This is a genomic window from Sulfurimonas sp., assembly GCF_041563495.1.
Classification (GTDB): domain Bacteria; phylum Campylobacterota; class Campylobacteria; order Campylobacterales; family Sulfurimonadaceae; genus Sulfurimonas.
In genome coordinates this window covers 115,910-142,310 of sequence record NZ_JBFFMZ010000004.1, presented here as the reverse complement: position 1 = coordinate 142,310, position 26,401 = coordinate 115,910, and the positions used below count along the sequence as shown (strand labels likewise).

The following is a 26,401-nucleotide window of genomic DNA, read 5'->3' as shown; positions in this document are numbered from 1 at the left end:
AAATCTCCTAAACAAAAATTATTAACATATGTTATCATAAAAGTCATGATTTATACTGTTTTAATTGTGCAGAAATTTTGATAAGATAATGCTTTAAATTTCAAACTATAGCTAAAGCACCCGGAGCCGTATTATATGCATGAGAATCCTAAAGATATTGACACTGCAGAAACTAATGTAGATAATGAAATGTGTGCAATTCTTGGACATGATGAAACTGAATATATTGGTACAGATGAAGAGTTTACAAGTGAAGCTTGTCTGCAAAATCAGTACCGTCACATCGTAGATGCGACAAACATTGTCTCCAAAACCGACACACGTGGTATTATTACTTATGTAAACAACAAGTTTGTCGAAATATCGGGTTACCCAAGAGAAGAACTTATTGGTAAAAATCATAATATAGTGAGAAATGCAGATATAGATAAGTCATTTTTTAAAGAGCTATGGGATACTATTAAAGGGAAGAAGGTTTGGAACGGTGTTGTTACAAATCTGCATAAAAACGGCAGTAAATATACGGTTGAAGCTTCTATCTTTCCTATTCTTAATGATAATGGTGACATTGTAGAGTATATATCTATCCGTCACGATATAACTCAGTTAAGAAAGCTGAATAATGAGATAAAAGCATTGCACGAATATGACATGCAGCAACAGCATATAGCACGTGAAAAACTTGAAAAAGGAATCATTAATGAGTTAGATGCCAAAGAGTGCAAAGTTTTGTATGCCCCTTCTGACATATTAAGCGGAGATTTTTATTCAATATATAAGCGCGAAGACGGTTCTAGACTTTTATATATTATAGACGGGCAGGGACATGGAGTCTCTCCTGCTCTAACTGTTTTTGCCGTTTCATCTACTATTAATCAGCTTATAAACAGAGTGAGTGATTTTCAAGAGTTGGTAGAGCATCTATTTCCTGTGATAAAGACTTTTTTAGCAGATGAAGAACAACTCTCTTTTACTATGCTTATGATAAATCCAGACTCCACTAAACTTTGTTATGCATCCGGTGGAATGTATCCGTTTTTGGTAAAGAAAAAAGGAGCGCAAATAAGTGAAATAAAAGCGAACAATGTTCCTTTTATGAACTTTTCTCAAGTTCCTAATATTGGTCAAGTAGAGATAGAAGATTTTGAATCACTCTTGCTTTACAGCGATGGTTTTATTGAACATGAAGATAGAGAGTTAAATATATTTTTACCTCAAAACTTAATTGCTCAACCGCGATTGATTAATAGCGCTGAGCAAACTACAAAAGCAATGAAGTTTGAAGATGATGTGACACTTATTTATTTAAAAAATCAAGTATAAAATACGAGCGTCAATCTCTTTTCAGTTTAAAAAGGGATGGATCTTCAACACCTACAAACAGACTATAGCTTGCACCGTTTTTTCCGGCTAATTCATATTCAGATTTATATTCTAGTTCCATATTATCCAGATAAGTCTTTAACAGATTAAGCGTAGGCTTACTTTTCGTAGTTATTTTCAAGACATTGTCACCTTCGTATCCCAAGAAAGTCTCAAGATATTCGATATCAAGTTCGATAGCATACTTAATAATACTTTTCATTTTCCAAAGCAGCATCGTATATCCTTATTTTATATCTTCTGATTATAGCAAAATCTTTTAATATCTAAAACACGATTTAAACAACAGCACCAATTTACCCATTTATAGCTACAATTTCACATGGGACATAAAAATAAAAAAAACAGTAAAATAAACCAGAGAATTAAAAAATATTTTGACGGGGATCCTTTTGATGTAGGAGTTGAGAGAGTAAGTTCTGAGACTCTTAGTGAGATGTTTTCAACTCTTGGAATCTACGATATCGAGCATTCCAAAGAAGTTCTTGTAAAAGCGGCACGAATGCTTTGGAGTGAAGCAGATGCGGGTTATCGTTCAGACATATTAAACTTTTTTGCAAGAGATAACAAAGTCTACAAATCAGATAGAGTGAAAGAACCAAACTTAGACAGACATGAGAAGATAGAAGCAATGCTTCAAGAACTGGATGTCACTCCCGAAGAAGCAGCACTGCTTAGTGATGCCTTTATGGAAGTAAGAAGCAAAAAGATTACCATTGCCAAGATGGAGTCAAAACTAAAACATATCAGGTTCGAGTTAAAAAGAGCGAAGCTGCAAAAGGCTCTTGATGGCATCTTTGATACTGACGATACTCTGGAGTTCAATGCATCTCTGCATTATGTGCTTTACGGACAGAGTTTTCATAAAATACTCACACTTAGTACAAAAGCATACGGTGACGACTATATTCAAAATACTGACGATGAAATCATCATTGCCAAGATTGAGCAAGATAAAGAAAAGATAGTTCGAGCCAAACAAAACGAGATAAACACTTTTATAAAAAATCTGCCTGAGAAACATGCTTATTTGACTCAAAAAGAGATAGTAACCGCGTTTCGTGCATCACCGCCAAAAATAAAGACATCTTACCCGCTTTTAAAAGAGAGTGTTATTCACTCCATTATTTCTACCAACTTAAACGTCGTCGACTTGGAATTGCATGAGGAAGAACTTTTAGTTCACATAAACGAGGGTTTTTTGCTTCCATATTCAGACGTTACGCATGGTTATATTTTAGATATTCACATAGATCTGGAGAGTCTTTTAAAAGATATCTGGGAGTCTGAGAAACTTGATTTTGAAGATGTCATAGCAGATGCAAAAACACATCAGGAAGAGGACTTTTTAAAAAGCTTAAAAGACTTGGTCGAGGAGTGTGAACACTATGCAGCACTTTTGCACCTCGACCAAGAAGAACTTCATAAAAAAGTATATGCCTCTCTCTTGGACAGACTTGGGGAATCCCTAAACCTTACTTCAAAGATAGCTAGAAAAACAATAAGAGCATTTGTCATAGATACTCATGATGAGATTATTAAAAAACAAAGACAAGCTCTTTTAGCTCGTACTATCCGTGATTTTAAAAATCTTTTTCCAATGGCTAGAGGGATGAGAAGAAAACTCATTCTCCACATAGGTCCGACAAACAGCGGCAAGACATATACGGCCATGAAAAAACTAGAACAAGCCGATACCGGTTACTATCTTGCACCTTTGAGACTTTTAGCGTTAGAGGGTTATGAGAGCTTGAAAACTGACGGCGTAGCAAGTTCTCTTATAACAGGAGAAGAACAGCTCATAAACGAAGATGCCACTCATATAAGTTCGACCATTGAGATGCTAAACTTCGATGTTGATGTTGATGTTTGTGTCATAGATGAAGTACAGATGATAGATGACCGCGATCGTGGCTGGGCATGGGCAAATGCAATTATCGGAGCGCCTGCAAAAGAGATTATCATGACCGGTTCTTCAAACTCAAAAAATGCTATAGTCGCACTTGCAGAGTATCTTGGTGAAGAGCTTGAGATCATCGAGTTTGAGAGAAAAAACCCTCTTACACTTTTAGAATTCCCGACGAACCCAAAAGACGTTGAAGAAGGTACGGCAATCATCGCCTTTAGCAGAAAAGATGTACTTCGACTAAAACAGGATTTTTCACACTATTTCAGTGTCAGTGTCGTATATGGAAATTTATCTCCTGAAGTCAGACGTGAAGAGGCTCGAAGGTTTAGAGAGAAAGAAACGCAGATACTTATCGCAACAGATGCTATAGCCATGGGTATGAACTTACCCATAAAGACCATACTCTTTTCAAAAGCCGAGAAGTTTGACGGCATCACTCAGAGAAATCTTTTTCCATCTGAAATCCTTCAAATTTCAGGTCGTGCCGGTCGATACGGGATGAACGAAGAGGGTTTTGTTGGAGCGCTAAACATGGATACTCTGCGTATCATAAAGAAAAACTTCTTCAAAGAGCCAAAAGAGATTACTATTCCGTTTAAGGTAATGGCAAACTTGGAACATATAAAACTTGTTTCAAGCATTTTGGAAGAGAACTCACTCAGTGAGATACTAAAATTCTTTGTAGAAAACATGGAGTTTAACGGACCATTTCGCGCATCTAACTTAGATGACATGATGGAAGCCGCTTTGATTGTAGATACTTACGACTTGGATATAGCTATGAAGTATCATTTAGCCTGTGCACCGCTTACTTTGAAGTCACCTTACATCATTGCATCTTTTGAGAGTTATATCTTGGCATTGGAGAAAAAACTGCCGGTTATTTATACCCCACCTGTACTAAACGGCACTTATGCCGGGACTACGGATGAGCTTTTAAGAGCGGAAGACATGGTTAAAGAGATATCTCTTTATTTATGGCTTAGCTACCGTTTTAAGGACTATTTTTTGGATGAGCAAAAAGCACGGCAAACCAGATGGATTTTAAACAAGTATATAGAAGAGTCTTTGCAGCAAAGTCACTTTGTTCAAAGGTGTAGAATCTGTACGGCACCGCTTCCTGTAAACTCAAAATACAGCATCTGCCAGTCGTGTTTTAAGAAAAACTACACCGGTAAAGGTGCAAGGCGGGGAAGAAGAGCTTAAAGTTATTTAACTTTTAAACTCGTCTATTGTAGATTGAAGGGATTGAGCAACAGATACAAGTTTCTCTAAGTCATTACCAATGCTTAAGATGCTTGTATTATTGGCAGTTGAGAGTACATCTATTTTACTGATATCTTCGATAATCTCTTCAATATTGGCTGAAATCTCAACCGAATCTTTTGCCGATTTGTCAGCGACTTTTGTTGAACTGTTTATAGCATCCGAAGTTGTACTGATTTTTTGTTCTACTTCGTCAGATATATTGAGTAAACTTTCAATATTTTTTGCGTTTTCATGCATCTTATCACTTACATCATTGATTGACTGTACGATTGTGCCAACACTGATATCTATCTCTGTTAAAGATTTTTGTGTTCTCTCGGCAAGTTTACGAACTTCATCTGCTACAACGGCAAAACCACGTCCATGCTCACCTGCACGCGCAGCTTCAATAGCGGCATTTAGAGCAAGAAGATTAGTCTGTTCTGCAATGTCTTTGATAACATTTAGAACTTCTTTAACCTGGTCAGCGTCATTTTTAAGACCTACTAGTTCACCTGAAAGTTCATTTTCAATCTCTACAAAAGAGTTTACTTCGTTACTTAGTGCGCTTAGAGAAGTTTTTGCTGTTGTAAGTTCATCATGAGCCTCTTTGACATTTTTCTGTGTCTCTTCCGAAGCTTGCATGTTCTCTCTGAGCAGGTCTTTAATAGAGATACTTTTTTGAGTAGTCGTAGCAACAATCTCACGTTCTTGAGAGGTGCTTTCTCGAATTACATGACTTGATTGCTCTATCTCAGATGCAATAGCTGTATTTTTAACACCCAGAGATTTTACTTCATTCACCGTATCTTGAATCATCTCTATAAATTTGTTTACTTCTTTTGCAGCGTCACCAAACTCGTTATCATGTCTATGAGTAAGTCTTTTAGTTAAATCTTTGTCCCCGCCTACAAGCGCTGCGATACGAATTTTTAAGTTTGAAAGAGGAGTGAAGATCTCTTTTGTGAAAAAGATACTTGCACCGATCGTAAATAATATGGCTCCGATAATAAGAGCAATAAGAAGAGTAGCTTCCGTTGCTTCATTTTCAGCATCATTTTTGTCCAGTGAAAGGACTAAATCCATTGCTCCTAAAACATAACCTTCTTTTATATTGTAATGACACGCAAGACATTTTGTCTCAGCAACCATAGGTCTAATCATACGAATAGTGTGATGCCCATTTTCATTGGTTTCTATTACTTTTGTATTTTTGCTTGTCAGAACGTCTCTTATCAAAGCATCTGTTGTAAAGGTTTCTTTTGGAGCATATATCTCCATAACGGCTTTTGATTTTGAAATATTCAGGCTTTCGATACCCTCAATTTTTCTAGCTGCTTTAAAAGCATCTTGAACAATGGCACTATCACCCATCATCATGCTGCCAGTCATAGTCTGAAAGATTGATTCACTAAGCATTGCGAGAGATTGTTTCGCAGTTTTTTCGGATAAATGTTGAAGAGTTGATGAGAGATAGTAAGTTATAGCGAGCAAACCGATGACGCTAAGTGAAATGATTGAGGTGATTACTTTAGACTTTACTGTTTTGAGCATTACGAGTTCCTAATAATATAGTTTAATCCAAGATTATAGCAGAAGAACTACTTAAACTTCCTTTATGTTTAAGCTTTTTAATTAAAGCGTTTCTGTTAAGTTCATATACGTCAAAATCATTTGCTATAAACAGTTTTCCTTTGTACTTTTGTTTTATTTCATTATACACCACATCTATATCCATGTCGGAGTTTTTGTTAAATCTGGGATTGATATGGTTGGCTATAAGGTTTTTTACCCGCATCTTCTGCGCTGTGGAGCCTAAATCTTTTGCCGTAGTATGCATGAACTTTACGGGTAAGTTATCATAAACTTCTTGTGTGTAAGTACACTCATGAACCAAAAGGTCAAGTTCTTTCAGATAATCATCTAATATTTCAGGCTGTGAGTTGTCCCCAGCTATAATGAGTCTTCTTCCGGGAACTGGTTTGAGCATAAACTCTTTTGGTTCTAGTATTTGAGAGTTAAACTCAACTCTTTTGCCCCGTTTTAATTCACCGTAAAGTGCAGACGGTTTTATTCCTAGTGCTCTGAGTTTTTCTTCGTTTATCTTGTTTGTTATGTCATCTTCTTTGATGTAAAAAGCAAAACTCTCTATGGAGTGGACAAGAGGCAGGACTTTTAAAGAGAACTTGTCAAACTTAAACTCATCACCGCTTTTAAACTCGATGATGTCTAGTTTATAACCCAGTTTTTCTTCCGAGATGCCGACACTGCATTGTAAAAACTTTTTAATGCCTAAAGGTCCGTAGATGCTAAGAGTACTAAGAGAGTCGTCTAGTGTTTTTGAAGAGAGCAGACCGGGAAGACCGTAGTAATGGTCTCCGTGAAGATGCGTAATGAAGATTGTATTTAGTTTTGAGACAGAGAGATAACTTTTTAGGAGCTGATGCTGTGTAGCTTCGCCGCAATCAAAAAGATACCATTTGTTGTCTTGGTCAAATTCCAGAGCAAGAGCAGATACATTTCTCTCTTTTGTAGGTTTTGAGGCACTTGTACCTAAAAAAGTCAGCTTCATATTTTTTCCTCAATAGACAAATATTTTTCATATTGAATATTATAGTCATAAATAGTATACTACTCAATATAAGGCACAATTCCTTCAGAGGAGAATATATGACTATAGGTTGTCCAAAAGAACAAAAGATTGATGAGTTTCGTGTCGGTCTTACTCCCGAAAATACAGCATCTCTGGTTGAAGAGGGACATGTTGTTTTTGTAGAGAAAGATGCCGGAGTCGGCAGCGGCTTTAGTGATGCCGACTACGAAAAAGCCGGGGCAAATATAGTCTTAGATGCAAAAGAACTCTACTCAAGTGCAAGACTCATAGTTAAAGTAAAAGAACCGCAAAAGGCAGAGTACGACTTGCTCGATGAAGCACATACGCTCTTTTGTTATCTGCATCTGGCACCCGTGCCTGAACTTGTATCTGTTCTCTTAGAAAAAAGAGTGTGTGCCATCGCCTACGAGACTGTTGCGATCGGCGAGCAGCTTCCCTTGCTAAAACCGATGAGTGAGATAGCCGGAAAGATGGCTCCTCTGGTCGGTGCATTTCACCTGAGTCGTTTTGAAGGAGGAGAGGGTCTTCTGATAAGCGGTGCAGATGGCGTGTCGAGTGCAAATGTACTGGTCATCGGCGCAGGAAATGTGGGGTATAATGCTGCAAAAATTGCATTCGGGATGGGTGCAAACGTAACCGTGATCAACCGCTCATCTCCAAAGCTTGAAAAACTTCTAGAGACTCTGCCTGATGTAAAAACAGCTCTTTACTCTGAGCAAAAACTCAAAGAAGAACTTCTAGATGCAGACATAGTCATAAGTACCGTGCTTATTCATGGCGGAGCGACAACACCTAAACTAATAACGCGCGAGATGTTAAAGAGTATGAAAAACGGAACCGTTTTGGTGGATGTAACCATAGACCAAGGCGGCATCTCCGAAGCTTCAAGACCGACAACCCATAGAGATGCTACATTTATGCAAGAGGGTGTGCTTCACTACTGTGTTGCAAATATGCCCGGAGCTTATCCCAAAACGGCCACTGTCGCTCTTTGTAATGCCACATTTTCATATGTTAAAAAACTGGCAAACGAGGGAACCGTAGATGCCATAAAAGCAGATGCATCGCTTGCACTTGGCGTAAATGTATACAAAGGTGAAGTAACTAATGAAGCAGTTGCTGAGGTATTAGGCTTAGCCTTTAAAGAGCTTAAACTCTAAAAAGGAGTATTTATGGCACTGATAAAAATGTTCCTGTTCACCTTGGTGGTCGGATATATAGTCTTTAGTGCCGTAATCTATATCTTCCAACATAAACTTGTCTATTTCCCAACAAAAGATATAGATATGAATCCTCACGATATCGGACTTGAGTATGAATCTATTTTTATAAAAGTAGATGAAGATGTAAAGGTCCATGCCTGGTATGTTCCGAAAAAAGATGCAAAGACGACACTTTTTTTTCTTCACGGAAACGGAGGAAATATCTCTCATCGTCTTGATTCTATAAAACTATTTAACTCATTGGGAATGAATGTTCTTATTTTTGACTATAGAGGATATGGAAACTCCGAGGGAAGTGCAAATGAGCAGAACACATATGACGATGCAAAAAGTGCATGGGAGTATCTCTTAAAAGACAAGGGTGTAAAACCTGAAGATATCATTATCTTCGGCAGGTCTTTAGGCGGGACGATAGCCGCTAATCTTGGAAGCACTTTAAAACCAAAAGCCATAATATTTGAGTCTACTTTTACTACGGTGAATGAGCTTGTGTCTGATATATATTCTTATGTACCGAAAATGCTGATTCGTTTTAAGTATGAGACGACAAAGTACTTAAAAGATATAAACTGCCCTGTCTTGGTTGTTCACAGCGTTGATGATGACATTATCCCATACAGGTTTGGTGAGGCTGTCTTTAGAAATGCCAATGAGCCAAAAACTTTTGTAAAGATAAGTGGAGATCATAATCACGGCTTTTTACAATCAAAAGATATATATCTCCCGGCCTTAAAGAAGTTTTTACAAGAGCTTGATAAAGACAAAAGCCAGAGTTAGAAGTGTAAGAACTGTAACATCTGTCTTGTTTCGTATAGAGAGGGCTTTTTTTACATCAGCTTCTTTTATTTCTTTTGTGCCTTCTCCGAAGTATGGTTTCTTTTTTAACTCTCCAAAGTAGTAAGTATCTCCGCCAAGGGAGATGCCAAGACCAAGAGCCATTGCGGTTATGGGATAGCCAGCATTGGGCGAGTCATGCTTTTGTCCGTCTTTGTAAAATGAGAAAATATCTTTTTGTTTAAACAAAAACATAATCAAAACAGCGGTTATTCTTGCAGGAATGTAGTTGGCAATGTCATCAAGTTTTGCAGCAACTTTTCCGTAGTTCTCGTACTTTTTGTTTCTGTAGCCGACCATCGAGTCCATAGTATTTACAGCTTTGTAGATGATGATGCCCGGAAGACCGAAAAGTGTGAGGTAAAAAAGAGGAGCGATGACTCCGTCACTCAGGTTTTCCGCGTATGTCTCGATAGATGCTTTGTAGATATCGCTCTCATTCATCTGCGCAGTATCGCGTGATACTAACATAGAGATAACCTCTTTCTTGTTTTGGCTAACTAAAACCTCTTTTACAGAGTCATAAAGCATCCTGTGAGCTAGAAACATAGATGCAAGGAATGAAGATATGATGATGTTTAGTGCAATATTTATCTGCGCCAGGTAGAGATAGATGCCAACAGAGATCAAACTAACCGAACCCAAAACAAACAAAACAAGTAACAAACCCCTAAAAACAGTGTTTTTGTAAAATCTCTCTTCAAAGAAAGTGATTAGCCCACCGATGATTATGACGGGATGTTTGATGAACTTGAACTCACCGAAGAGTCTGTCGATAAAGTAGGCAAGCAGAGCTGTTAAGATATTAGTCATTTAGGGCTTTTTGGATTTTGTCCATATCTATGTGCTTGTCTATGTGAGATGCATACTCTTTTATGGCATTTGCTTTGAACTCTTTGAAGTTGTAGCCTTTGTAATTGGGGTTTATTTCTGAGAAGATCATCTCTCTTATCTCATCTGAATCAAAAAGTCCGTGTATGAAAGTCCCATATAGGTTTTTCTTTGACTTGCATCTCTTCTTTGCAATGCCGTTGTGAATCTCATAGCCTTCGATGATGTGTTTAAAAACTCTATATGAACCTTTTTTTACTATCTTTTCTTTTTGGAAAATCACATCACCTTTTAACCGTCCGAAACCCTCTGTGACTTCTGCATCCGACTCGACACACTCAGGGTCTAAAATCCTCTCAAACATCATCTCGTAACCGCCGCAGATAGCAACTACTTTTTGCTCCTCAGACTTAAGTCTCTCTTCAAAGCCTCTTTCTCTAAGCCACTCCAAATCATCCACAACCCTTTTACTTCCAGGCAGAACGACCAAGTCACAAGATGCCATATCACCTGCGTTTGAGATGAAAGAGAGTTCCACTTCTTTATCGACCACAAGCGGTTCAAAATCCGTAAAGTTGCTGATGTGAGGAAGCTTGATAACTCCGACTTTGATGATTGAATCTCTTGTATCTTGAACGTAGTTCATGATGGATTCGCTGTCTTCAAACCCAAGGTTAAAAGGTTTAAAAGGTACGACTCCAAGAACAGGGATGTTAAACTCTTTTTCTATGATTTTCACACCTTCATCAAAGAGTGACATGTCTCCTTGAAACTTATTCACAATCACGCCGATGACATTTTTGCGAAGTTTTTTTGGAAGCAGATGGTAGACTCCGTAGATAGATGCAAAGACACCGCCTCTTTGTATGTCTGCAACTAAGATGATTTTGGTGTTGAACTCATCTGCTATGTATATGTTTGAGAGGTCTTTGTCCATCAAGTTTAACTCAACAGGACTACCCGCTCCCTCAGCCACGATGCACTCATATTTCTTTTGAAGTCTCAAAAATGCCTTTTTCACATGAGGCTGGAGAGTTTTGATATCTCGGTAATAATCCCAGACATCTTTGTCACCGACACTTTTACCGTTTACTATCATGTGAGCTTTTGACTTTCCGCCGGATTTTAATAAAACAGGGTTCATGTCAGGAGTGGTCTTAAGTCCGATTGCCTCGGCGGCAAAATACTGAGGAATGGCAATCTCCCCGCCAGCATCCGTAACCTGAGAATTGTTTGAGACGTTTTGTGCTTTAAAAGGAGCAACAGAGATGCCACGATGGTGAAGCAGGTAGGTTATGGCAAAAGATAGAGTAGATTTTCCTGCATCGCTGCTTGTTCCGAATATGCTAACAGATTTCATTTAGTGCCTTCTTTAGTTTGTTATGAGCGTTAGAGTCTTTGACTGCGAAGCGTAGATAGTCGTTGGTTAAAAAGTCGAAACTTCCGCAAGTCCTTACCAGGATTTTATGACGCAACAGATGCTCAAATATCTCTTTTGATTTTTTAGATTTTACCATGATAAAGTTTGAATCACTCTTGTAAATCTTGCTAAAGAGTTTAGAGTCTTGCAGAATATTTAAAAGCTCTTTTTTGTGTCTTTTGTGAAGCTTTGCGCTTTGCTTGTCAAACTTCTTGTCTTGGAGCCTTTTTGTTAAAAACTCTGCATCGTAAGCCGAGAGGTTCCACAATGGTGTTTTTAGCTTCTCTATATTGCTTTTATGAGAGAAAACAGCGCCTATTCTTACTCCGCCGCAGGCATAAAACTTGGTAAAGGATTGGATTATGTATAGTTTATTGTAATAGTTGATTTGGTTTCTCAAAGATTGGAGATTTTCAAACTCCAAAAACGATTCATCTAGTACGACTATGCACTTTTGTGCCTTCCAGATGCCAAAAAGTCTGGTTAAATCGTAGTGATTTGCATCTGGAGTGGATGGATTTACAAAGACTACAACGGAGCCTTTTTTTGGTTTTTTGTAGAGATTTTTAAAGCGGTTTATCTTTAGAATTTTACTCTTGTTTTGCACTGCTTTTTCATACTCTCCATAGAGCGGAGCGTAGAGATAGGTCTTCTTGTTTTTGAATGTTTTAAACAGCTCAAAGATTGCAGAAGTTGCACCGTTGTAAAGAGCGATCTGAGATTTTTTCAGAGAGTACTTTTTCGCGATTGAACTCTTTAAAGAGCCGTAGTTAGAGTCAGGATATTTTACTAACATGTTGTTAGTGGGTGTTATATCGATGCGCGGATGATAGCTGTTTATGTTTGATGAGAAGTCGATTATCTCATTTGCCTTGCATCCGATTTGTGAAGCGTATTTGTATATGTTAGCACCGTGTTTCATTTTAGCAGCTCTCTGGCTCTTTTAGTGTTTTTATATTCGTTGACTCTTCTTAGTGCGAAGAAGTTTGCGGCAAATCTCATCTTCTCTTTTACAAGAGCTTTGCTGAGTTTTTTTGGAGCGTGTTGGTTGTAGTTTTTCAAAAAAAGATTTATGAAGTAGTCGTTGCGTTCTCTTGCATCAAAACCTACAAGTGCAACTGCAACGTCATAAGCAAAAGTTCCGCATGATGAGTCTATGAAATCTATCACGCCTATTTTTTTGCCGTTGAAAATAGTGTTGTCTTTAAAGATATCTCCGTGGATGATGGCATCGTGGTTATGAGTGAAGTTTTTCAAAAACTCAAATCTTTTGTAGTAGCCAAAAAAGTTTTCTTTTACATACTTTAGAGCCTGCGTGACTTCATATTCTACGAGCATGTTTGTTGTGCACTTTATCTTTGAAGTCTCTTTGTGCATCTTAGCCATAAATCTTGCAAGAGCTTGGATGTGATAGCTTTTAACACTCGTTGGGTGTTTTCCTTCGAGTTTTTCGTAGATATACCAGCCGTCGTTGTTATCAAGGCAGAGAGGGACATTTAACCCGGCTGATTTTAAATCATCTAAAAGCTCTATATCAAGTGCTATTTTGTGCTGAATGTCCCGCTCATACTTTTTTAAGATATAACCTTTGGTATCTGCAAAAACTATGTAAGTCGTGTCTATTATGCCAGACACGGTCGGTGTCAGTTTTGTAAAACCGTAGGAGGGAAAAAGCCTGTTTAGCTCTTTTAGAGTGATGGTGGTTTTTACGCCCATGAGTTCTCCATGACACACTCTTGAAGTCTTTTTTCTTCTTTCCATTTTATAGTTTTTAATTCAGGCTCGCTGTAAAACTCATTTACATATCCAAGAGCCAGATAAGCAACCAGTTGGGTGTTTTTAGGAGCATTAAAACGTTTAAGCACTTTTTTCTCATCCAAGATGCTTATCCAGCCAAGACCGATGTTTAGAGCTCTTGCCATCAGCCACATGTTTTGCACAGCGCAAACAACGCTGTATTCGCCCATTTTTTGCATGCTTGTCATGCCGATGGTAGCTTCATTGGGATTTTCATAAAGTACGGCTATGTTGATTGGTGCTTCTTTTACGCCTTCAAGTTTTAAGCTTTTGTAAATCTCTTTATCTTTGAAAATTTCTTTTGCTTTTTCATTTTCAATATCAAAGTTGGCTCGTATGTCATTTTTAATATTCTCATCATTGATGATTATAAATTTCCAAGGTTGAGAGTAACCTACAGATGGAGCCGTGATTCCTGCTTTGAGTATGCTTTCTAAGTCATCATCAGATATTTTTTTGCTTAAAAAGTTGTTTCCTCTTACATCTCGTCTGCTTTTCATGATATTTAGGAGATTTCGCCCGTCCTTTTTTGTAAAGGTCATCTTTTGCTCCTAGAGATTATCAGGTATATGAAAAACGGTCCGCCGATGAGCGCCGTGACTATCCCGATAGGAAGCTCGCTTTGAGTCTGCAGACCTCTTGTGAGGGTGTCACAAAAGACTAGAAAAAAACCGCCAAACAGAGCAGTCTTGGTTATGCGGTTGTTCACGGTTGCAGGATGAAGTTTTGCGACTATGTGGGGAACTATAAGCCCCACAAAACCTATGGGACCGCTAATGCTTACAAGTGTTCCTATGGCTAGAGATGAGACTATGAGAAGTGTCAGAGTTATCTTTTTTGTGTTTACTCCGCGAAGTCTTGCGCTCTCATCCGAGATGCCCAGAAGTTGAAGCTCGTAACGGTAAAGATATATTGCCAAAAATAGTATAAAGGCGATGATTCCTACCGTTATTGGATGCATCCAGCCGATGATGGAGAGTGAACCCATGGTAAAACGAAGAAGCATATCGTTTTGCATTGTGTCGCCGAGGTAGAAGATGACCATAAGAGCGGAGGTGTAAAAAAGAGATAGTGCTATACCCAAAAGCAAAAGTGATTCAAAGTGTGAGTGCTTTAAAAATCTTGCCAGATAGATAAGCAGCAAGACTGTCATCATTGCTCCCATAAAGCCAAACACACTGACAGCCGCGATGCCAAACATAAAACTTCCAAGACCGAGTTTTATGGCAATACCTGCGCCCAAAACCGCACCGCTTGAGATGCCAAGAGTGTAGGGAGTCATAAGCGCGTTTCTAAAGAGTGTCTGAAAAAGCAGACCGCTAAGAGCCAAGATGCTCCCGGCTGCAAAAGCGAACAAAATACGCGGAACTCTTAGGTCAAAAAATATGGAGTGCTGAAGTGTATCGGCACTGAAAACTTTGCTGACATCCAAATCAACTGCTCCGATAAACGGAGATGCAAGAAGCACAAAAAAGAGTAAAGACCAGACAAGAAGCTTATTCATATCTCACCGCCAGATCTTCAAACTCTACACCGTAAAGCTCTTCAAGCGTTGAGTTGTTAAAAAACTCTTCTTTTTTTTCAAAGTAAGTCGCATCCGAGTCTTTTATGAACAGAGTCGGCGAGTCTATGAAAGCCGCCAGATGCAAGTCGTGCGTGATGAGGATGACTTGATGATAATCTTTTAATCCTTTGATGTGCTGTGCTATTTTTTTGGCATTGTGCGGATCAAGGTTTGCCGTCGGCTCATCCAAGATGATGACTTTACTTTGTGCGCAGAGGGCAGATGCTATTAAGACAAGTTGTGCTTCGCCTGAACTAAGAGAGTTTAGAGTGTGTTTGCCAAGATGCGAGATCTTTAAAAACTCCAAAGTGTTTTGAGCGATTTTTTTATCTTTGTGGGAGTAGTCCAAAAAGTTTTGTTTGTGGGCAAATCTTCCAAGAAGCACGAACTCTTCAACACTGATAAAAGAGTCGTAGACTTCGAGTTTTGCAGGGATGTATGAAAGCAGTTTTGCCCGCTCTTTTAGCGTCATATCTTTGATGTCTTTGCCATCGATGCTAACACTTCCCTCATACTCTATGAGATTGCAAAGTGCTTTTGCCAAAGTGCTTTTTCCAGAACCGTTTGCTCCGAGGATGCTTAGATGATTCTCAACGCCTAAAGAGATATCTTTTAGTATAGTCTTGTTGTCATACTTCACACTAAGAGAGTCTAGTCTAATCATGAAAATCCAGCTTTTTAGTTTCACTATTATACACTACATACGAAGCGTAAGGAACTGAGATGCCAAAGGCTTCTTCGAGGCTTATGCCTTGAAGCAGATGTATAAAAGTCTTTATAACTCCGCTGTGTGTCACTACTAAAATATCCTCTTTGTCTATCTGAAGCAAGAAGTCAAAAAAGAACCTTTTAAGCCTGAAGTGAAACTTTTCTATGCTTTCTCCGCCAAGAGATTCTATCCACTGTTCGAAATTTATATAGTTCAGTTTAGTCTGAGAGATTATCTCTTCAAAACGCATGCCTTCATAATCTCCCCAGAATTTCTCTCTTAGCTCTTTTGAGTAGATGACAGAATCACTATCAATAAACTGTTTTAAAGTCTCTCTTGTACGTTTCAAATCAGAGCAGAAGATGGCATCAAACTCAGATGCATTGAAGTGTTTACTCAGAGTTTTTGCATCTGCATAACCTTTATCTGAGAGTCCGATATCTATGTGACCATTATAGCATCCGATATATTTTTCTTCGACCTCTGCATGGCGAACAAGAGTTATTCTCATACTACGATTCCAAGCAGTATTGCATTAAGCAGGACAAGCTCGGTCACCTCAATGCTAAAACCGTAGATGTCTCCGGTAAAACCGCCGTATCTTCGCACAAAAAATGTCTTGATAAGAAACAAGACAACTAGGCTTAGAAGAAAGAGACCAAGAGTAGAGATGCTGAGAATGGTTATGTACATAAGAGCCGTAAAAACCTGAGAGCTTTTTAACTCTTCTTTTGCCAAAGTACCCATGCCGCCTTTGCTGATATAGGGAAATATATATATGGCCAAGACGACGTTAAAACGGGAAAGAAGCAAAACAACGGGAAGAAGATAAAAATCGTCGAAAACGGCTAAAGATGAAGCTTTTAATATCAGAAAGGTAACTGTGAATGTCATGCCCATTCCGCCGGTATTTGGGTCTTTCATAACTTCTAGAGCACGCTCTTTTGAGACAAAAAGTCCGTCTATGGTGTCACTGAATCCATCGAGATGCAAAGCTCCCGTGAGTATTACCCAAAGAGCGAAGATGATGATGCCAAGATGCAAATCCGGAAGATGCCCTTCTAAAAGTGAATAAACTCCATACAAGATAAGACCGAGTAAGAAACCTACAAGAGGGTAAAACAAAACCGCATAGCCGTTTATGCCTTTGTTAAAATCATGGACTTTGAAAAAAGGGACGCTTGTCATCATTGAGACAGCGAGGGCAAAACCTTTGAGGAAGTTTTTCATTTTATCCTCGTAGAGATACCGGCGATGGTGTGGTAGACTTCATCGCATCTGCCTGCTATGAGCTGAGAGAGTTTTCCGCTAGCATCTATGAAATCGCGTGCGAGTTGATTGTCCGGGATGATCCCGGAACCTACATCGTTAAGGACAAAGACTATTGTCTTGTCCAGTTCTAAAATGCTCTCAAGCTCTTGAAGCATATCAAGAAGTGTGTGACCGTGATAGAACATATTGTTTATCCACATACTGACACACTCGATGAGTACAGGGCTTGAGCTGTTTTTTACGGCTTCATGTATTTTAAGAGGTTCTTCAAGAGTGATGAAATCATCGCCTCTTTCTTGTTTATGAGCATCTATTCTCTCTTTCATGCCGGCATCTACAAACTCCGTGGTTGCAAGATATATGGGCTTCGCATCGGAGTTTTCAAGTATATATTTCTGAGCATTCAGGGATTTACCGCTTTTAATGCCGCCGATGAATAGAGTCTTCATAAAAACCGCTCCTCTTTACATATTGTATATCAGAAGCTCAATAGCATCCAGTAGTTCTGCGTTCGTCACACCGTTAGTATTGGCGTAAGCAAGTGCTGCTCCTGCTCCAACACCCTCTTTAGCCTCTCCCTCGTCATAAAGCTTCAATACCGGAATCTCTGCATCTGCGAAAGAGAAGCTTGTGTGGAGTGCATGCGGAGTGTAGCTAAGAAGCGAGAGTATATGTTTTAAATCCGAATTTTTGTCATTTGCCACCCATGAGGTAGTGGCGATTGAGATATTTTCACTTTTTATTCTCATAAGAACGTCTTCTCTGAGTTTGTCGGCCACCAAAAGACAAGATGCCATCTGCGTCCCGCCTGCTAAAACAACGTGAAATCTTCTTGAAGCTTCAAGCAAAAATCCCGCACAAAAGATAAGCATGTTGTCGCTTACAAGAGAGAGCTTCTCAAAATTGCTCATATCGTCGTTTATAAGTGAAAGTGCTTCATCAATAGTCTTTTCCTTGATGGAGTCGGGAGAGTTTAAAAAGCTCGAAGAAAAGTCGCCTCTGCAGTCATACCCTAAAGCTAAAGCCGTAGTCGCAGCTGTAGTTGTTCCGCCGGGCGTACTCTCTGCCAAGATAAGATAGTTTCCTTTTAGCTCATAATTTCTTCCCGCAGTCATACCTTTTTCAAAGACGGCTTTTGCATCAATGTTTGCACCTGTTGCAACGGAGTCCGAAGGTTTTATGTCGAAGTTTTGAATCGGAGCGTTTTGAGGGATGACATCCAGACCCAGATTTAGGATCTCAATGTTTGAGTAAGGATTCAGGTTATGAGCGGCTCTTGTCATGAGTGCGGGAGTCGGAACGCCTTTTGGAGTCTCTGCCAGTTCTGGCATTGAAAATACTTTCTCATTTGTTATAAACTCGGCATCCAAAGTAGGAGTCAGAGGAATTTTGCCCGGTATTCCGGCTTGCGTGATGCCTTCTATCTCGCAGGTACGCGTAACAGATGCGGCTAGTAAAAAGTCTGCTTTTCCCTGTGGAAGAGAGTCAAGTTCATTTGTGAATATATTAAAAGTTTTCATTGTTGATTTCCTGAGTTGTAATTTTTGTTCATCTCGTCTGATAGTCTTTTGATAGTCAGTGCTACACGGTGAGACGGTATATGCAGGTAGTTTTCATCGACTATGGATATATTATTGTTTCTTGAAGCATTTGTAGGGATGCTCTGCCACGCTTTTAGTGCTTTTTTTACATCTACGTTTGGTTCGGTTGCATGTGAATGCAGGATGATAATCTGGTCCGGGTTTAGAGCTATGATATTTTCATAGTTTAAGACGGGCTGGTTAGTCGAGGTTGCCGTGTAAGCATTGGTGTTTGAGCTGAGTTTTATGATATCTTCAAAAAATATGCCGTGACCCGCAATGTAAGTGGATGAGCGAAGGTCGTCTCTGAGTCCGTAGACTATCATCACACTATGTGGTGTCTTGTTTTTGGAAGCCTTTTTTATCGCCGTATTGATATCCTCTACGAGCTTACCGCCTTTTTTTGAACCGAGTTCAGATGCCAGTATAGTTATGGATTTTTTGATATTATCAATAGTTCGCAGGTTTAACATCAATGTTTTTATTTTAAAATATTTCAGCTTCTCAAGTGTGCTTTGGCTGAAATCCTGACCGACTACCAAGGTCGGTGAGAGAGCCAAGACTTTTTCAACGTTGGGGTTTTCATAGCCTCCGACAATAGGAATCTTTTGAGCTTCTTTTGGATACAAAGAGTACGAAGAAGTACCGACTATAGAATCACCCTTGCCAAGTGCAAAAACTATCTCTGTCAGAGACGGGCTAAGAGAGATGATCCTCTCATTTGCCGGGGAGTTCAGTGCAATAAAAAGAATGAATAAGATAATTCTGGTACTCATGAAATCCTCTAGTATTTTAGTTTGAAGCCTGCAATGGCGGTAGTTGTAAAGTTTACAGGATAGATGGCATCATCTCTAATCCATAAACCGTTTGACTGATTAAAAATATTGTTTATTTTAGCAAAAACTTCCCAATCCTTTTGTGCATAAGTAGCAGAGATGTCCGTACTCATATAAGGCTCTTGTTTTTGAGACAAGTTATTGTTAAAGTCATTTGCCGAATAAGCTTCTGAACGGTATGTTTGAGTTAGAGCGACAGTCGTGAACTTGTTTGGAGTATATCCAAGAGTAGCTTTAACATTGTGGTCTGATACACCTGGAAGATAATTACCCGAATAATTACTTGCTCCATCTATTTCATCATCCATAATAGCCTGAACGTAGTTGTAGTTAAGCACAACATTGAACTCGTCGGTGATTAAAAGTTTGTCAGACAGATCAAGACCGTATTTGTGCGATTTGTCTATGTTTGTGTTCTTAAATGTAAGAGCATTGTAGTAGATTTCATTGACTAAGTCTACATAGTAAATAGCAGCTTTGAACTTGTTTGTTTTAGTGATGTGGTTATATCCAAGTGTGTAGTTGTGGGCTTTTGCAGGGTTAACATAACCTTTGTAAGTACCTGTAAAAAAGCTAAATAGTCTATCAAGAGAAGCTGACTGGTATGAGCGGGCATAGTTGAAAAAAACTGAGCTGTTTTTACTTAGTGTCTGATTTAGACCAAACTCTACACCGTGCAGGATATCGCGAACATTTTCGCCGCCTTGTTTGTCAAACTCTACAGTTTCATATCTGTATCCTGCTTTTAGGGTAAGTTCATCAAGCCTAATCTGAGACATGATATATCCGGCTTGATTTTTCTTTGATAGTTCAAGAGTCGGTCTCGTAAGTTCTCCGTTAAATCCATCAATCCCTACTTTTATAGATAATGCATCTGTTGCATAATCCACAGATGCAGATAGTGATTTGTAGTTGTAATCAGTCACAGAAGAGTAAGTGATATAGTTTGATTTTTTCTTCTCTTGATTGACATTTGCGTTTATAGAGAGATCATCGTTTATGTAGTATTTGACTCCGCCGCTTAGAACATCGCTGTCATATGTCTGGTGAGTTGCAGAACCTGAGCCTTTTTGCATCGGGTTACTTTCATACTCATCTTTTGTAAGACTACTTCCGTAGATGACATCGGTTCTTGCAAATGAAGCACCAAAGCTAAGTTCCAGCGCATCTGTAGCAAGATATGAGAGGTTGAAAGATCCTGTTGAAAATTTGTTTTCATCTTTATTTCCTGCTGTGTCAATATCTCTGATTCCTGAATTTTTTTGTGCTTCACCGCTTGCAGAGACGGAGAGTTTCTCATCTTTATGACCTAGATAAAATGAAGCATCTGCCGTGCCGTAAGTTCCCAGATAAAAAGAGATTTCCTTGTCATTGCTCTGTTTTGTCACAATGTTAATTACACCGGCATTTGCACCGTCGCCACCGACAACGATACCGCTTGATTTTATGATTTCTATCTTTTTAACAGAAGAAGGAGAGATGGAAGAGAGCATTGAGGGAACCATATCTACGTTGTTCATCTTACGACCGTTGATAGTTACCACTATGTTTTGATAACCGTCATTTCCGTAACCTCTCATATCAACCTTTTGGTTAAACTGGTTCCCGTAACTCGGAGTTGCTATCATTGAAGTTTGAGAGTTTAAGAACTCATATATGTTTTGGGCATGAGCTTCTTCTATGTCTTTTTGTGTATATATTTCAACTGCATCCGTAGATTTTAACTCGTCTGTCTTGATGGCGGTTGATGTGATGCTAAGTGGTTCAAGAACCACTGTCTTTGCATCTTGGGCGTAAAGTGAGCTTAAAAAAGCAACTAATATTATTGATAATCTTATATTTTTCATGGTTGACCTTAATCTTTTGTATAGTTTTTGTTTTTGTTATTTTAAAGATTAGGCTGCGGGAGGTGAAGTTATTTTTATAGTAAGAGGTTTTCCGCTTAGAGTCGAAGTAGATGCATACAATGCCACAATCTTTTGTTGTGAAACATGGGCTTGTATTGCTGCTAGTGAAAAGTAGTTTTTACCAAAACCTTTAGGCATCATGATACGGGCATCTCTTTTATTTTTTGAAATTGTAGTTAAATAATAGTTAATTTAGTCTTTTTGGGATAAAATCGAGACACTAACAATAACAGCAGGTATGAAAAATGAATAAAGAGGATCTAGGCACTCTGATGCAAAGTACTAAAAAACTTAGCATCTTATACATAGAAGATGATAAGGGTGCCAGAGAGTCCACTCTGAAGTTTTTAGAAACTCTTTTCTCAAAGATAGATACGGCCAGAGATGGTGAAGAGGGTTACTTAAAATATAAAAATGCCAAATACGACATAATCCTTACAGATATCAATATGCCCAAGTTAAACGGCATAGAACTTATAGAAAGAATTCGTTTAGAAGATGCATCTACTCCCATTTTAATCCTTTCTGCACATGATGACAGAGAATACTTTGTTCAAAGTATTAAATATGGAGTTGATGGTTATATATTAAAACCTATAGAGTTAGAGCAGTTTTTTACAATTATCTCAAAAGTCGTAAAAAGAATAGATTTGGAAAAATCTATTTTTGAGTATCAAAACAATTTAGAAGCAAAAGTGGAAGAAAAAACCAGAGAACTCCGACACAGATATTATCATGAGGCTTATACCGATCTTCCAAATTCTAAAAAACTTCAAGCGGATATTCTTGAAAAAGATTTTAACTACATATTGCTTTTGGATATTTCCAATTTTTCTACAATAAATAAAGAATACGGTAAAGTTTTTGCAAATCATGTAATGGTAAAAACTGCAAATGCTTTGGAATTTCACATACACAAAAAAGCTAAACTTTATAAGATTGAATCAGATAGATTTATTATTGCTCTTAAAGACGCTTCACTTGAAAATGTGCATGATTATTGTGACCAGATAGTTTCTTTTTTTGATACCAGAAATGTAAAAGTCGATGATGCCGAGATACATATAACATTTAATATTGGTGTGGCAAAAGTACAAGATGATATGTCCGAGACACTTATAAACTGCGAATATGCACTAGATAAGTCTAAATATCTCGGAAGCAGACATTATGAGATATTTGATAATGAGATAAACTGTTTTAGGGATGAAAAAGAAGCAGTCAGATGGCTGAGAACAACAAGGACTATGATTTTAGAAGAAAAGATAGAACCGTATTTTCAGCCAATAAAAGATGTTGCAAAAAACGAGATATTGAAGTATGAAGTCCTTGCCCGCGGAATCCTGGGTGATAAGATAATAGCGCCGATTTATTTCATACATCCTGCTGAAAAGCTTGGACTAATTACGTCCGTAACAAGGATGATGATAAACAAAAGTTTTAATTTTTTTAAAGATAAGACATATCAGTTTTCTATAAACATTACAGAAAGAGACTTGCTTGAAGAATATATGTTTGATTTTTTAAATGAGAAGACAAAACAGTACAATATAGCTCCATCAAGAGTTACGTTTGAAATACTTGAGAATATCACGTTAGCTAAGAATAATGCAAAAATAACTCAGCAGCTAAATCTTTTAAGAGAGATGGGGTTTAAAATAGCTATAGATGATTTTGGAATAGAGAATTCAAACTTCAGCAGACTTTTGGAAATCAACCTTGATTTCATAAAAATAGACGGAATTTTTATTAAAAATCTAAAGAAAAACAATAAAAACAGAACCATTACAAAAGCCATAGTAAATCTGTCTAAAACTTTAGGGATAAAAACAATAGCAGAGTATGTGGAAGATGAAGATATCTATAACATTATCAAAGAGTGCGGTATTGACTATGCTCAAGGATATTATATCGGTAAACCAAAAGCCGGATTAGTTCTCTAGTGAAAGCTTGTTTGGGTCAATGATGATTCTAAACATAGCCCCTTCTTCCGTGTTAAAACACTCAATAGAGCCTAAGCAATGATTTTCTATGATAGTCTTACTCATGTAAAGGCCAAGTCCAGTACCGCTTTTTTTATCTTTTGTTGAAAAGTAAGGGTCAAAAATCTTTTCCATGATCTCATTATTGATTCCTCTTCCATTGTCACTGACTTCAAATATAGCATTATTATCCAGTTTGTAAGTTTTTATAGATATAAAACCATCGCTCACACCACTTTCTATGATTGCATCTTCAGCATTTTTAATGAGGTTCAGGGTAACTTGTTTAAACTCATTCTCATAGATATAGAGTTGCTCTGTGAAGTTGTTCTCTATGCTAAGAATGATGTCTTGAGCTTCGAGAGATGTTTTGACTATTTGAACCGTGTTATCTATAATGGCTTCGAAAGTAGTCTGTGTAACGACTTTGGAGTCTCTAAAAAAGTTTCTAAAATCATTGATAGTCAAGCTGAGATGCTGAGAGTAAGCTTGAATGTCTTTAATGCTGGAAGTAAGGTTTTTTTTGTCGTAATCATCCATGAGAATTTTTAACTCTAATGCAGATGCAGTTGAAGAAATAGCCGTAAGAGGCTGTCTCCACTGATGGGCAATCATGCTGAGCATCTCGCCCATCTGAGCCATTTTGCTTTGGTTTAGCATATGTTGTTCTTTTTCTTTTGCTTGTGTAATGGCCTCTGAAATTCTGTATTTTAGAGATTTATTTAGACTTTCAAGTTCTTTTTTACTCGTGATATCATGTCTGATGGAGTTGTATTCAATAATCTCCCCTTTATCGTTGATAACAGGAGATATCATAGCATCTACCCAGTAAAAGCCGCCGTCTTTTGTAGCATTTTTTATTTCACCTCTCCAGACTTTTTTGTTTTGTATGGTTTCCCACATATCTCTGTAGAGTTCTTTAGGCGTATCTTTATGTCTGACTATATTATGGTTTGCTCCGACTAGCTCATCTCTTGTATAGCCTGATATCTTACAAAAAAGATCACTGGCATAGATAATGTTACCTTCGGCATCTGTTGTAGAGGCTATGACGTTTGTATCAAAGTCTTTAAGTATATTTTTTAACTCTTCTTGGAGTTCATTATTTGCGTCTAGTAGTTGCTTCTCTCGTTTGACTAAGATATAGCTTAGGTAAGCGACCAGAAATATGCCGATTATGGAGATGAAGATAAGTATATTGTTTCTGGCTTTTATGTTAGACCTTAGAACCTCATCAAGAGGAGTAATAACCTCTAAAACACCTCTTTTATCACCTAGTTTCCAAAATCCTTTTTCCCACGTTCTCTCTGGGTGTGTGTTGTGACAATCTACACATGCCTGGTCTGTCATAAAGTCAGTTATGGCAACTCGCAAAACAGGTTTATTGTCTACAAAGTCTTTTTTAATATACATACCGTCATTACTTTCTTTAGTATGTTTTAATGCTTCTTTTTGAAATTGGTTTAGTTTTCTTTCTTTTTTAAAAGCAAACGGGTAAGCACTGTATAGATTGTATTTGACACCGCTGTTCTTGCTAAAAATCCTGCTTAGGTTGTGGATAGTCGTAGTTGGAAGCGGAAGAGTACCGTTTACTCCTTTGTGATTGTAAGAAAATTTCAGATTCGGTGCATATACTTTAACGTCTTTTACTACGGCATCTACATAGTAAGCACGTGTAAGCTTTATCTGCTCAAGAGATATTATAGAGTTTTTAGTGGCCATCTCAATAGCGTTTTTTTCTGTAATATAGGGGATATAAAAGAAGAGTGTTGTAAAAATAATAACAGCCGCAAAAAGAATAGGCGTTATGATTGTGCTGGCATGAAGAGTATTTATAATAGATTGAATTTTATTTTTCATTACCTAGCCTTGGAAACATTATATATATGTTGTACTTAAAATTATTTTATATTTGATACAATCATAACTATGAAACTCTCACACTTAAAACAAATAAAAAATTATTTACAAAAATTTCAAAAAATATCAGCAATATACAGAGTGAGCGACACAATAATAAAAATTGCATTCGATAAAGATGATGAAGTCTTTTTTGAGATGCAGCGCTCAAACTCTAAAATCTTCAGATGCCAATCATATGCCCGTTCAAAAGTTTACAATGCACCGTTCGATGTTGTCTTGGCAAAACGGTTTAATCGTGCAAATATACTCAGCGTAGAGCTTATAAATGAAGATAAAATCCTAAGGTTTAAGACATCAATCAGTTCTGCGTATAAAGAAGAAGTCACACTTTTACAATTTGAGTTTACGGGTAAATATACAAATGTCGTTATTTTGGACGAAAACGAAATCGTGCTTGAAGCTCTGCGCCATGTTGATTTGTTTTCATCTTTTCGTGAAGTAAGAGTAGGGCAGAAACTTCTAAATGTACCATCTGCTCCTTTTGTAGCAAAAGAGTATCCCATAGAAGATGTGAAGAAGTTTTTGTATGATGAGTATGCAAAAGATGTGGAGAGTAAGCTTGAATCGCTAAAAAAACAAAAACTCTCTTTTTTGAATAAAAAACTCAAAAAACTACAAAAGTTGTATAACTCTCTTGATGATGAAAAAAAACTGCAAGATGAGGCGCAGGAGTGTCAGCATTTTGGAAACCTGGTCTTGTCAAACATTCATAATATAAAACCTTACCAAAAAACTCTCACTCTAAATGATTATGACGGGAACTCTGTTAAGATAGAGCTTCATAAAGAGCTCTCTAGCCCTTCTTCTATGGCAAATTCACTATTTAGCAGAAGTAAAAAAGCAAAACAAAAAGTTTCGCATCTGCATATAGAAAAAGAGTCACTCAGTTCCAAGATAGAGCATATAAAACTTTTTATGTCTGCAGTACAAGAGGCTAAAGATATCGCAAAAATACAGCTACTTTTTCCAAAACAGCTTCAGGCCAAAAAGATAAAGCAAAATGATTCCATAGAAACCTTTTGGCTTGAAGGCTACAAAGTCCAGCTTGGAAAAAATGAAAAAGGTAATATTGAAGTCCTAAAAAATGCACGCGCAAAAGATATCTGGATTCATATGAAAGAGAGACCCTCCGCCCATGTGATAATCACAACCGATAAGCAAAACATACCCTTGAACATCATTGAAGGAGCCGCAAGATTGTGCGTAGATTTTACAACTCCTCAAAAAGATAAGTTTTTGGTCGATTATACTCCTAGGCGAGAGGTAACTATTCAAAACGGTGCGAATGTGCTCTACAACAAGTACAAAACCATTGAGATAGACACAAGATAGAAAGTTAAATAGTCTTTACTCTCATTTTATGAAATAA

General features: G+C 37.8%; 24 protein-coding genes. 6 read left to right on the top strand and 18 right to left on the bottom strand.

Annotated features, from left to right (window positions below):
- The first annotated feature begins 135 nt into the window (after nt 1-135).
- Nucleotides 136-1,323: a SpoIIE family protein phosphatase gene (locus tag ABYK18_RS05695; RefSeq protein ID WP_373035687.1), complete on the top strand. Its 1,188-nt coding sequence runs from the start codon at nt 136-138 to the stop codon at nt 1,321-1,323.
- A gap of 10 nt (nt 1,324-1,333) precedes the next feature.
- On the opposite strand, the gene ABYK18_RS05690 is transcribed toward ABYK18_RS05695, so the two are convergent.
- Nucleotides 1,334-1,600, bottom strand: coding sequence for a hypothetical protein (locus ABYK18_RS05690; RefSeq protein ID WP_373035686.1), 267 nt, complete (start codon nt 1,598-1,600; stop codon nt 1,334-1,336).
- A 105-nt stretch (nt 1,601-1,705) separates the two neighbouring features.
- On the opposite strand from ABYK18_RS05690, the gene ABYK18_RS05685 reads away from it, so the two are divergent.
- Nucleotides 1,706-4,498 (top strand): SUV3 C-terminal domain-containing protein, encoded by a 2,793-nt coding sequence (locus ABYK18_RS05685; RefSeq protein WP_373035685.1) that lies wholly within the window; start codon nt 1,706-1,708, stop codon nt 4,496-4,498.
- A gap of 6 nt (nt 4,499-4,504) precedes the next feature.
- Here ABYK18_RS05685 and ABYK18_RS05680 read toward each other — a convergent pair whose 3' ends face one another.
- Both ABYK18_RS05680 and ABYK18_RS05675 read right to left on the bottom strand, forming a co-directional pair.
- Nucleotides 4,505-6,094 carry a methyl-accepting chemotaxis protein gene (locus ABYK18_RS05680; RefSeq protein ID WP_373035684.1) on the bottom strand — a complete coding sequence of 530 codons (1,590 nt, stop codon included), beginning with the start codon at nt 6,092-6,094 and terminating at the stop codon, nt 4,505-4,507.
- Nucleotides 6,095-6,116: 22 nt separating this feature from the next.
- Nucleotides 6,117-7,112, bottom strand: a complete 996-nt coding sequence (locus ABYK18_RS05675) for an MBL fold metallo-hydrolase (protein ID WP_373035683.1) — start codon at nt 7,110-7,112, stop codon at nt 6,117-6,119.
- A 98-nt stretch (nt 7,113-7,210) separates the two neighbouring features.
- On the opposite strand from ABYK18_RS05675, the gene ald reads away from it, so the two are divergent.
- Together ald and ABYK18_RS05665 are read left to right on the top strand one after the other, a co-directional pair.
- Nucleotides 7,211-8,314 (top strand): alanine dehydrogenase, encoded by a 1,104-nt coding sequence (gene ald, locus ABYK18_RS05670; protein WP_373035682.1) that lies wholly within the window; start codon nt 7,211-7,213, stop codon nt 8,312-8,314.
- Nucleotides 8,315-8,326: 12 nt separating this feature from the next.
- Nucleotides 8,327-9,154 carry an alpha/beta hydrolase gene (locus tag ABYK18_RS05665; protein ID WP_373035681.1) on the top strand — a complete coding sequence of 276 codons (828 nt, stop codon included), beginning with the start codon at nt 8,327-8,329 and terminating at the stop codon, nt 9,152-9,154.
- On the opposite strand, the gene cbiB is transcribed toward ABYK18_RS05665, so the two are convergent.
- From cbiB to ABYK18_RS05595, 14 genes are read right to left on the bottom strand one after another with little or no spacing between them, the layout of a single operon-like run.
- Nucleotides 9,119-10,024 (bottom strand): adenosylcobinamide-phosphate synthase CbiB, encoded by a 906-nt coding sequence (gene cbiB, locus ABYK18_RS05660; protein WP_373035680.1) that lies wholly within the window; start codon nt 10,022-10,024, stop codon nt 9,119-9,121. The genes ABYK18_RS05665 and cbiB overlap by 36 nt on opposite strands.
- Nucleotides 10,017-11,402, bottom strand: coding sequence for a cobyric acid synthase (locus tag ABYK18_RS05655; protein WP_373035679.1), 1,386 nt, complete (start codon nt 11,400-11,402; stop codon nt 10,017-10,019). Before ABYK18_RS05655 ends, cbiB begins: the two co-directional genes overlap by 8 nt.
- Nucleotides 11,389-12,384 (bottom strand): aminotransferase class I/II-fold pyridoxal phosphate-dependent enzyme, encoded by a 996-nt coding sequence (locus ABYK18_RS05650; protein ID WP_373035678.1) that lies wholly within the window; start codon nt 12,382-12,384, stop codon nt 11,389-11,391. Before ABYK18_RS05650 ends, ABYK18_RS05655 begins: the two co-directional genes overlap by 14 nt.
- Nucleotides 12,381-13,223, bottom strand: coding sequence for a phosphotransferase (locus ABYK18_RS05645; RefSeq protein WP_373035677.1), 843 nt, complete (start codon nt 13,221-13,223; stop codon nt 12,381-12,383). The genes ABYK18_RS05650 and ABYK18_RS05645 overlap by 4 nt, the downstream gene beginning before the upstream one ends.
- On the bottom strand, nt 13,169-13,801 hold the full coding sequence (gene bluB / locus ABYK18_RS05640) for a 5,6-dimethylbenzimidazole synthase (RefSeq protein ID WP_373035676.1): 633 nt from the start codon (nt 13,799-13,801) through the stop codon (nt 13,169-13,171). The genes ABYK18_RS05645 and bluB overlap by 55 nt, the downstream gene beginning before the upstream one ends.
- Entirely contained in the window at nt 13,798-14,763 is a 966-nt protein-coding gene (locus ABYK18_RS05635) for a FecCD family ABC transporter permease (protein ID WP_373035675.1), read from the bottom strand. Before ABYK18_RS05635 ends, bluB begins: the two co-directional genes overlap by 4 nt.
- Nucleotides 14,756-15,487, bottom strand: a complete 732-nt coding sequence (locus ABYK18_RS05630) for an ABC transporter ATP-binding protein (protein ID WP_373035674.1) — start codon at nt 15,485-15,487, stop codon at nt 14,756-14,758. Before ABYK18_RS05630 ends, ABYK18_RS05635 begins: the two co-directional genes overlap by 8 nt.
- On the bottom strand, nt 15,480-16,043 hold the full coding sequence (locus ABYK18_RS05625; protein WP_373035673.1) for a histidine phosphatase family protein: 564 nt from the start codon (nt 16,041-16,043) through the stop codon (nt 15,480-15,482). The genes ABYK18_RS05630 and ABYK18_RS05625 overlap by 8 nt, the downstream gene beginning before the upstream one ends.
- Nucleotides 16,040-16,762 (bottom strand): adenosylcobinamide-GDP ribazoletransferase, encoded by a 723-nt coding sequence (locus ABYK18_RS05620; RefSeq protein ID WP_373035672.1) that lies wholly within the window; start codon nt 16,760-16,762, stop codon nt 16,040-16,042. Before ABYK18_RS05620 ends, ABYK18_RS05625 begins: the two co-directional genes overlap by 4 nt.
- A complete protein-coding gene (locus tag ABYK18_RS05615) occupies nt 16,759-17,253 on the bottom strand; it encodes a bifunctional adenosylcobinamide kinase/adenosylcobinamide-phosphate guanylyltransferase (RefSeq protein ID WP_373035671.1) in 495 nt (164 codons plus the stop codon). Before ABYK18_RS05615 ends, ABYK18_RS05620 begins: the two co-directional genes overlap by 4 nt.
- A gap of 15 nt (nt 17,254-17,268) precedes the next feature.
- Nucleotides 17,269-18,324, bottom strand: coding sequence for a nicotinate-nucleotide--dimethylbenzimidazole phosphoribosyltransferase (locus ABYK18_RS05610; RefSeq protein WP_373035670.1), 1,056 nt, complete (start codon nt 18,322-18,324; stop codon nt 17,269-17,271).
- A complete protein-coding gene (locus ABYK18_RS05605; protein WP_373035669.1) occupies nt 18,321-19,160 on the bottom strand; it encodes an ABC transporter substrate-binding protein in 840 nt (279 codons plus the stop codon). Before ABYK18_RS05605 ends, ABYK18_RS05610 begins: the two co-directional genes overlap by 4 nt.
- A gap of 8 nt (nt 19,161-19,168) precedes the next feature.
- Complete coding sequence (locus ABYK18_RS05600; protein ID WP_373035668.1) at nt 19,169-21,067, bottom strand: TonB-dependent receptor; 1,899 nt, start codon at nt 21,065-21,067, stop codon at nt 19,169-19,171.
- Between the two features lie 48 nt (nt 21,068-21,115).
- On the bottom strand, nt 21,116-21,268 hold the full coding sequence (locus ABYK18_RS05595) for a hypothetical protein (RefSeq protein ID WP_373035667.1): 153 nt from the start codon (nt 21,266-21,268) through the stop codon (nt 21,116-21,118).
- 104 nt (nt 21,269-21,372) lie between these two features.
- On the opposite strand from ABYK18_RS05595, the gene ABYK18_RS05590 reads away from it, so the two are divergent.
- On the top strand, nt 21,373-23,070 hold the full coding sequence (locus ABYK18_RS05590; RefSeq protein ID WP_373035666.1) for an EAL domain-containing protein: 1,698 nt from the start codon (nt 21,373-21,375) through the stop codon (nt 23,068-23,070).
- Here ABYK18_RS05590 and ABYK18_RS05585 read toward each other — a convergent pair.
- A complete protein-coding gene (locus ABYK18_RS05585; RefSeq protein ID WP_373035665.1) occupies nt 23,059-24,969 on the bottom strand; it encodes a PAS domain S-box protein in 1,911 nt (636 codons plus the stop codon). The two genes, ABYK18_RS05590 and ABYK18_RS05585, sit on opposite strands and share 12 nt — an antisense overlap.
- A gap of 69 nt (nt 24,970-25,038) precedes the next feature.
- Between ABYK18_RS05585 and ABYK18_RS05580 the strand changes: the two genes are divergently transcribed.
- Nucleotides 25,039-26,364, top strand: coding sequence for an NFACT family protein (locus ABYK18_RS05580; RefSeq protein ID WP_373035664.1), 1,326 nt, complete (start codon nt 25,039-25,041; stop codon nt 26,362-26,364).
- Nucleotides 26,365-26,401 lie beyond the last annotated feature (37 nt).

What these genes read in the sequence shown, in the direction of transcription:
- ABYK18_RS05695 (WP_373035687.1), top strand. Translation starts at nt 136, where the DNA reads ATGCATGAGAATCCTAAAGATATTGACACTGCAGAAACTAATGTAGAT.
- ABYK18_RS05690 (WP_373035686.1), bottom strand. Translation starts at nt 1,600, where the DNA reads ATGCTGCTTTGGAAAATGAAAAGTATTATTAAGTATGCTATCGAACTT.
- ABYK18_RS05685 (WP_373035685.1), top strand. Translation starts at nt 1,706, where the DNA reads ATGGGACATAAAAATAAAAAAAACAGTAAAATAAACCAGAGAATTAAA.
- ABYK18_RS05680 (WP_373035684.1), bottom strand. Translation starts at nt 6,094, where the DNA reads ATGCTCAAAACAGTAAAGTCTAAAGTAATCACCTCAATCATTTCACTT.
- ABYK18_RS05675 (WP_373035683.1), bottom strand. Translation starts at nt 7,112, where the DNA reads ATGAAGCTGACTTTTTTAGGTACAAGTGCCTCAAAACCTACAAAAGAG.
- ald (WP_373035682.1), top strand. Translation starts at nt 7,211, where the DNA reads ATGACTATAGGTTGTCCAAAAGAACAAAAGATTGATGAGTTTCGTGTC.
- ABYK18_RS05665 (WP_373035681.1), top strand. Translation starts at nt 8,327, where the DNA reads ATGGCACTGATAAAAATGTTCCTGTTCACCTTGGTGGTCGGATATATA.
- cbiB (WP_373035680.1), bottom strand. Translation starts at nt 10,024, where the DNA reads ATGACTAATATCTTAACAGCTCTGCTTGCCTACTTTATCGACAGACTC.
- ABYK18_RS05655 (WP_373035679.1), bottom strand. Translation starts at nt 11,402, where the DNA reads ATGAAATCTGTTAGCATATTCGGAACAAGCAGCGATGCAGGAAAATCT.
- ABYK18_RS05650 (WP_373035678.1), bottom strand. Translation starts at nt 12,384, where the DNA reads ATGAAACACGGTGCTAACATATACAAATACGCTTCACAAATCGGATGC.
- ABYK18_RS05645 (WP_373035677.1), bottom strand. Translation starts at nt 13,223, where the DNA reads ATGGAAAGAAGAAAAAAGACTTCAAGAGTGTGTCATGGAGAACTCATG.
- bluB (WP_373035676.1), bottom strand. Translation starts at nt 13,801, where the DNA reads ATGACCTTTACAAAAAAGGACGGGCGAAATCTCCTAAATATCATGAAA.
- ABYK18_RS05635 (WP_373035675.1), bottom strand. Translation starts at nt 14,763, where the DNA reads ATGAATAAGCTTCTTGTCTGGTCTTTACTCTTTTTTGTGCTTCTTGCA.
- ABYK18_RS05630 (WP_373035674.1), bottom strand. Translation starts at nt 15,487, where the DNA reads ATGATTAGACTAGACTCTCTTAGTGTGAAGTATGACAACAAGACTATA.
- ABYK18_RS05625 (WP_373035673.1), bottom strand. Translation starts at nt 16,043, where the DNA reads ATGAGAATAACTCTTGTTCGCCATGCAGAGGTCGAAGAAAAATATATC.
- ABYK18_RS05620 (WP_373035672.1), bottom strand. Translation starts at nt 16,762, where the DNA reads ATGAAAAACTTCCTCAAAGGTTTTGCCCTCGCTGTCTCAATGATGACA.
- ABYK18_RS05615 (WP_373035671.1), bottom strand. Translation starts at nt 17,253, where the DNA reads ATGAAGACTCTATTCATCGGCGGCATTAAAAGCGGTAAATCCCTGAAT.
- ABYK18_RS05610 (WP_373035670.1), bottom strand. Translation starts at nt 18,324, where the DNA reads ATGAAAACTTTTAATATATTCACAAATGAACTTGACTCTCTTCCACAG.
- ABYK18_RS05605 (WP_373035669.1), bottom strand. Translation starts at nt 19,160, where the DNA reads ATGAGTACCAGAATTATCTTATTCATTCTTTTTATTGCACTGAACTCC.
- ABYK18_RS05600 (WP_373035668.1), bottom strand. Translation starts at nt 21,067, where the DNA reads ATGAAAAATATAAGATTATCAATAATATTAGTTGCTTTTTTAAGCTCA.
- ABYK18_RS05595 (WP_373035667.1), bottom strand. Translation starts at nt 21,268, where the DNA reads ATGATGCCTAAAGGTTTTGGTAAAAACTACTTTTCACTAGCAGCAATA.
- ABYK18_RS05590 (WP_373035666.1), top strand. Translation starts at nt 21,373, where the DNA reads ATGAATAAAGAGGATCTAGGCACTCTGATGCAAAGTACTAAAAAACTT.
- ABYK18_RS05585 (WP_373035665.1), bottom strand. Translation starts at nt 24,969, where the DNA reads ATGAAAAATAAAATTCAATCTATTATAAATACTCTTCATGCCAGCACA.
- ABYK18_RS05580 (WP_373035664.1), top strand. Translation starts at nt 25,039, where the DNA reads ATGAAACTCTCACACTTAAAACAAATAAAAAATTATTTACAAAAATTT.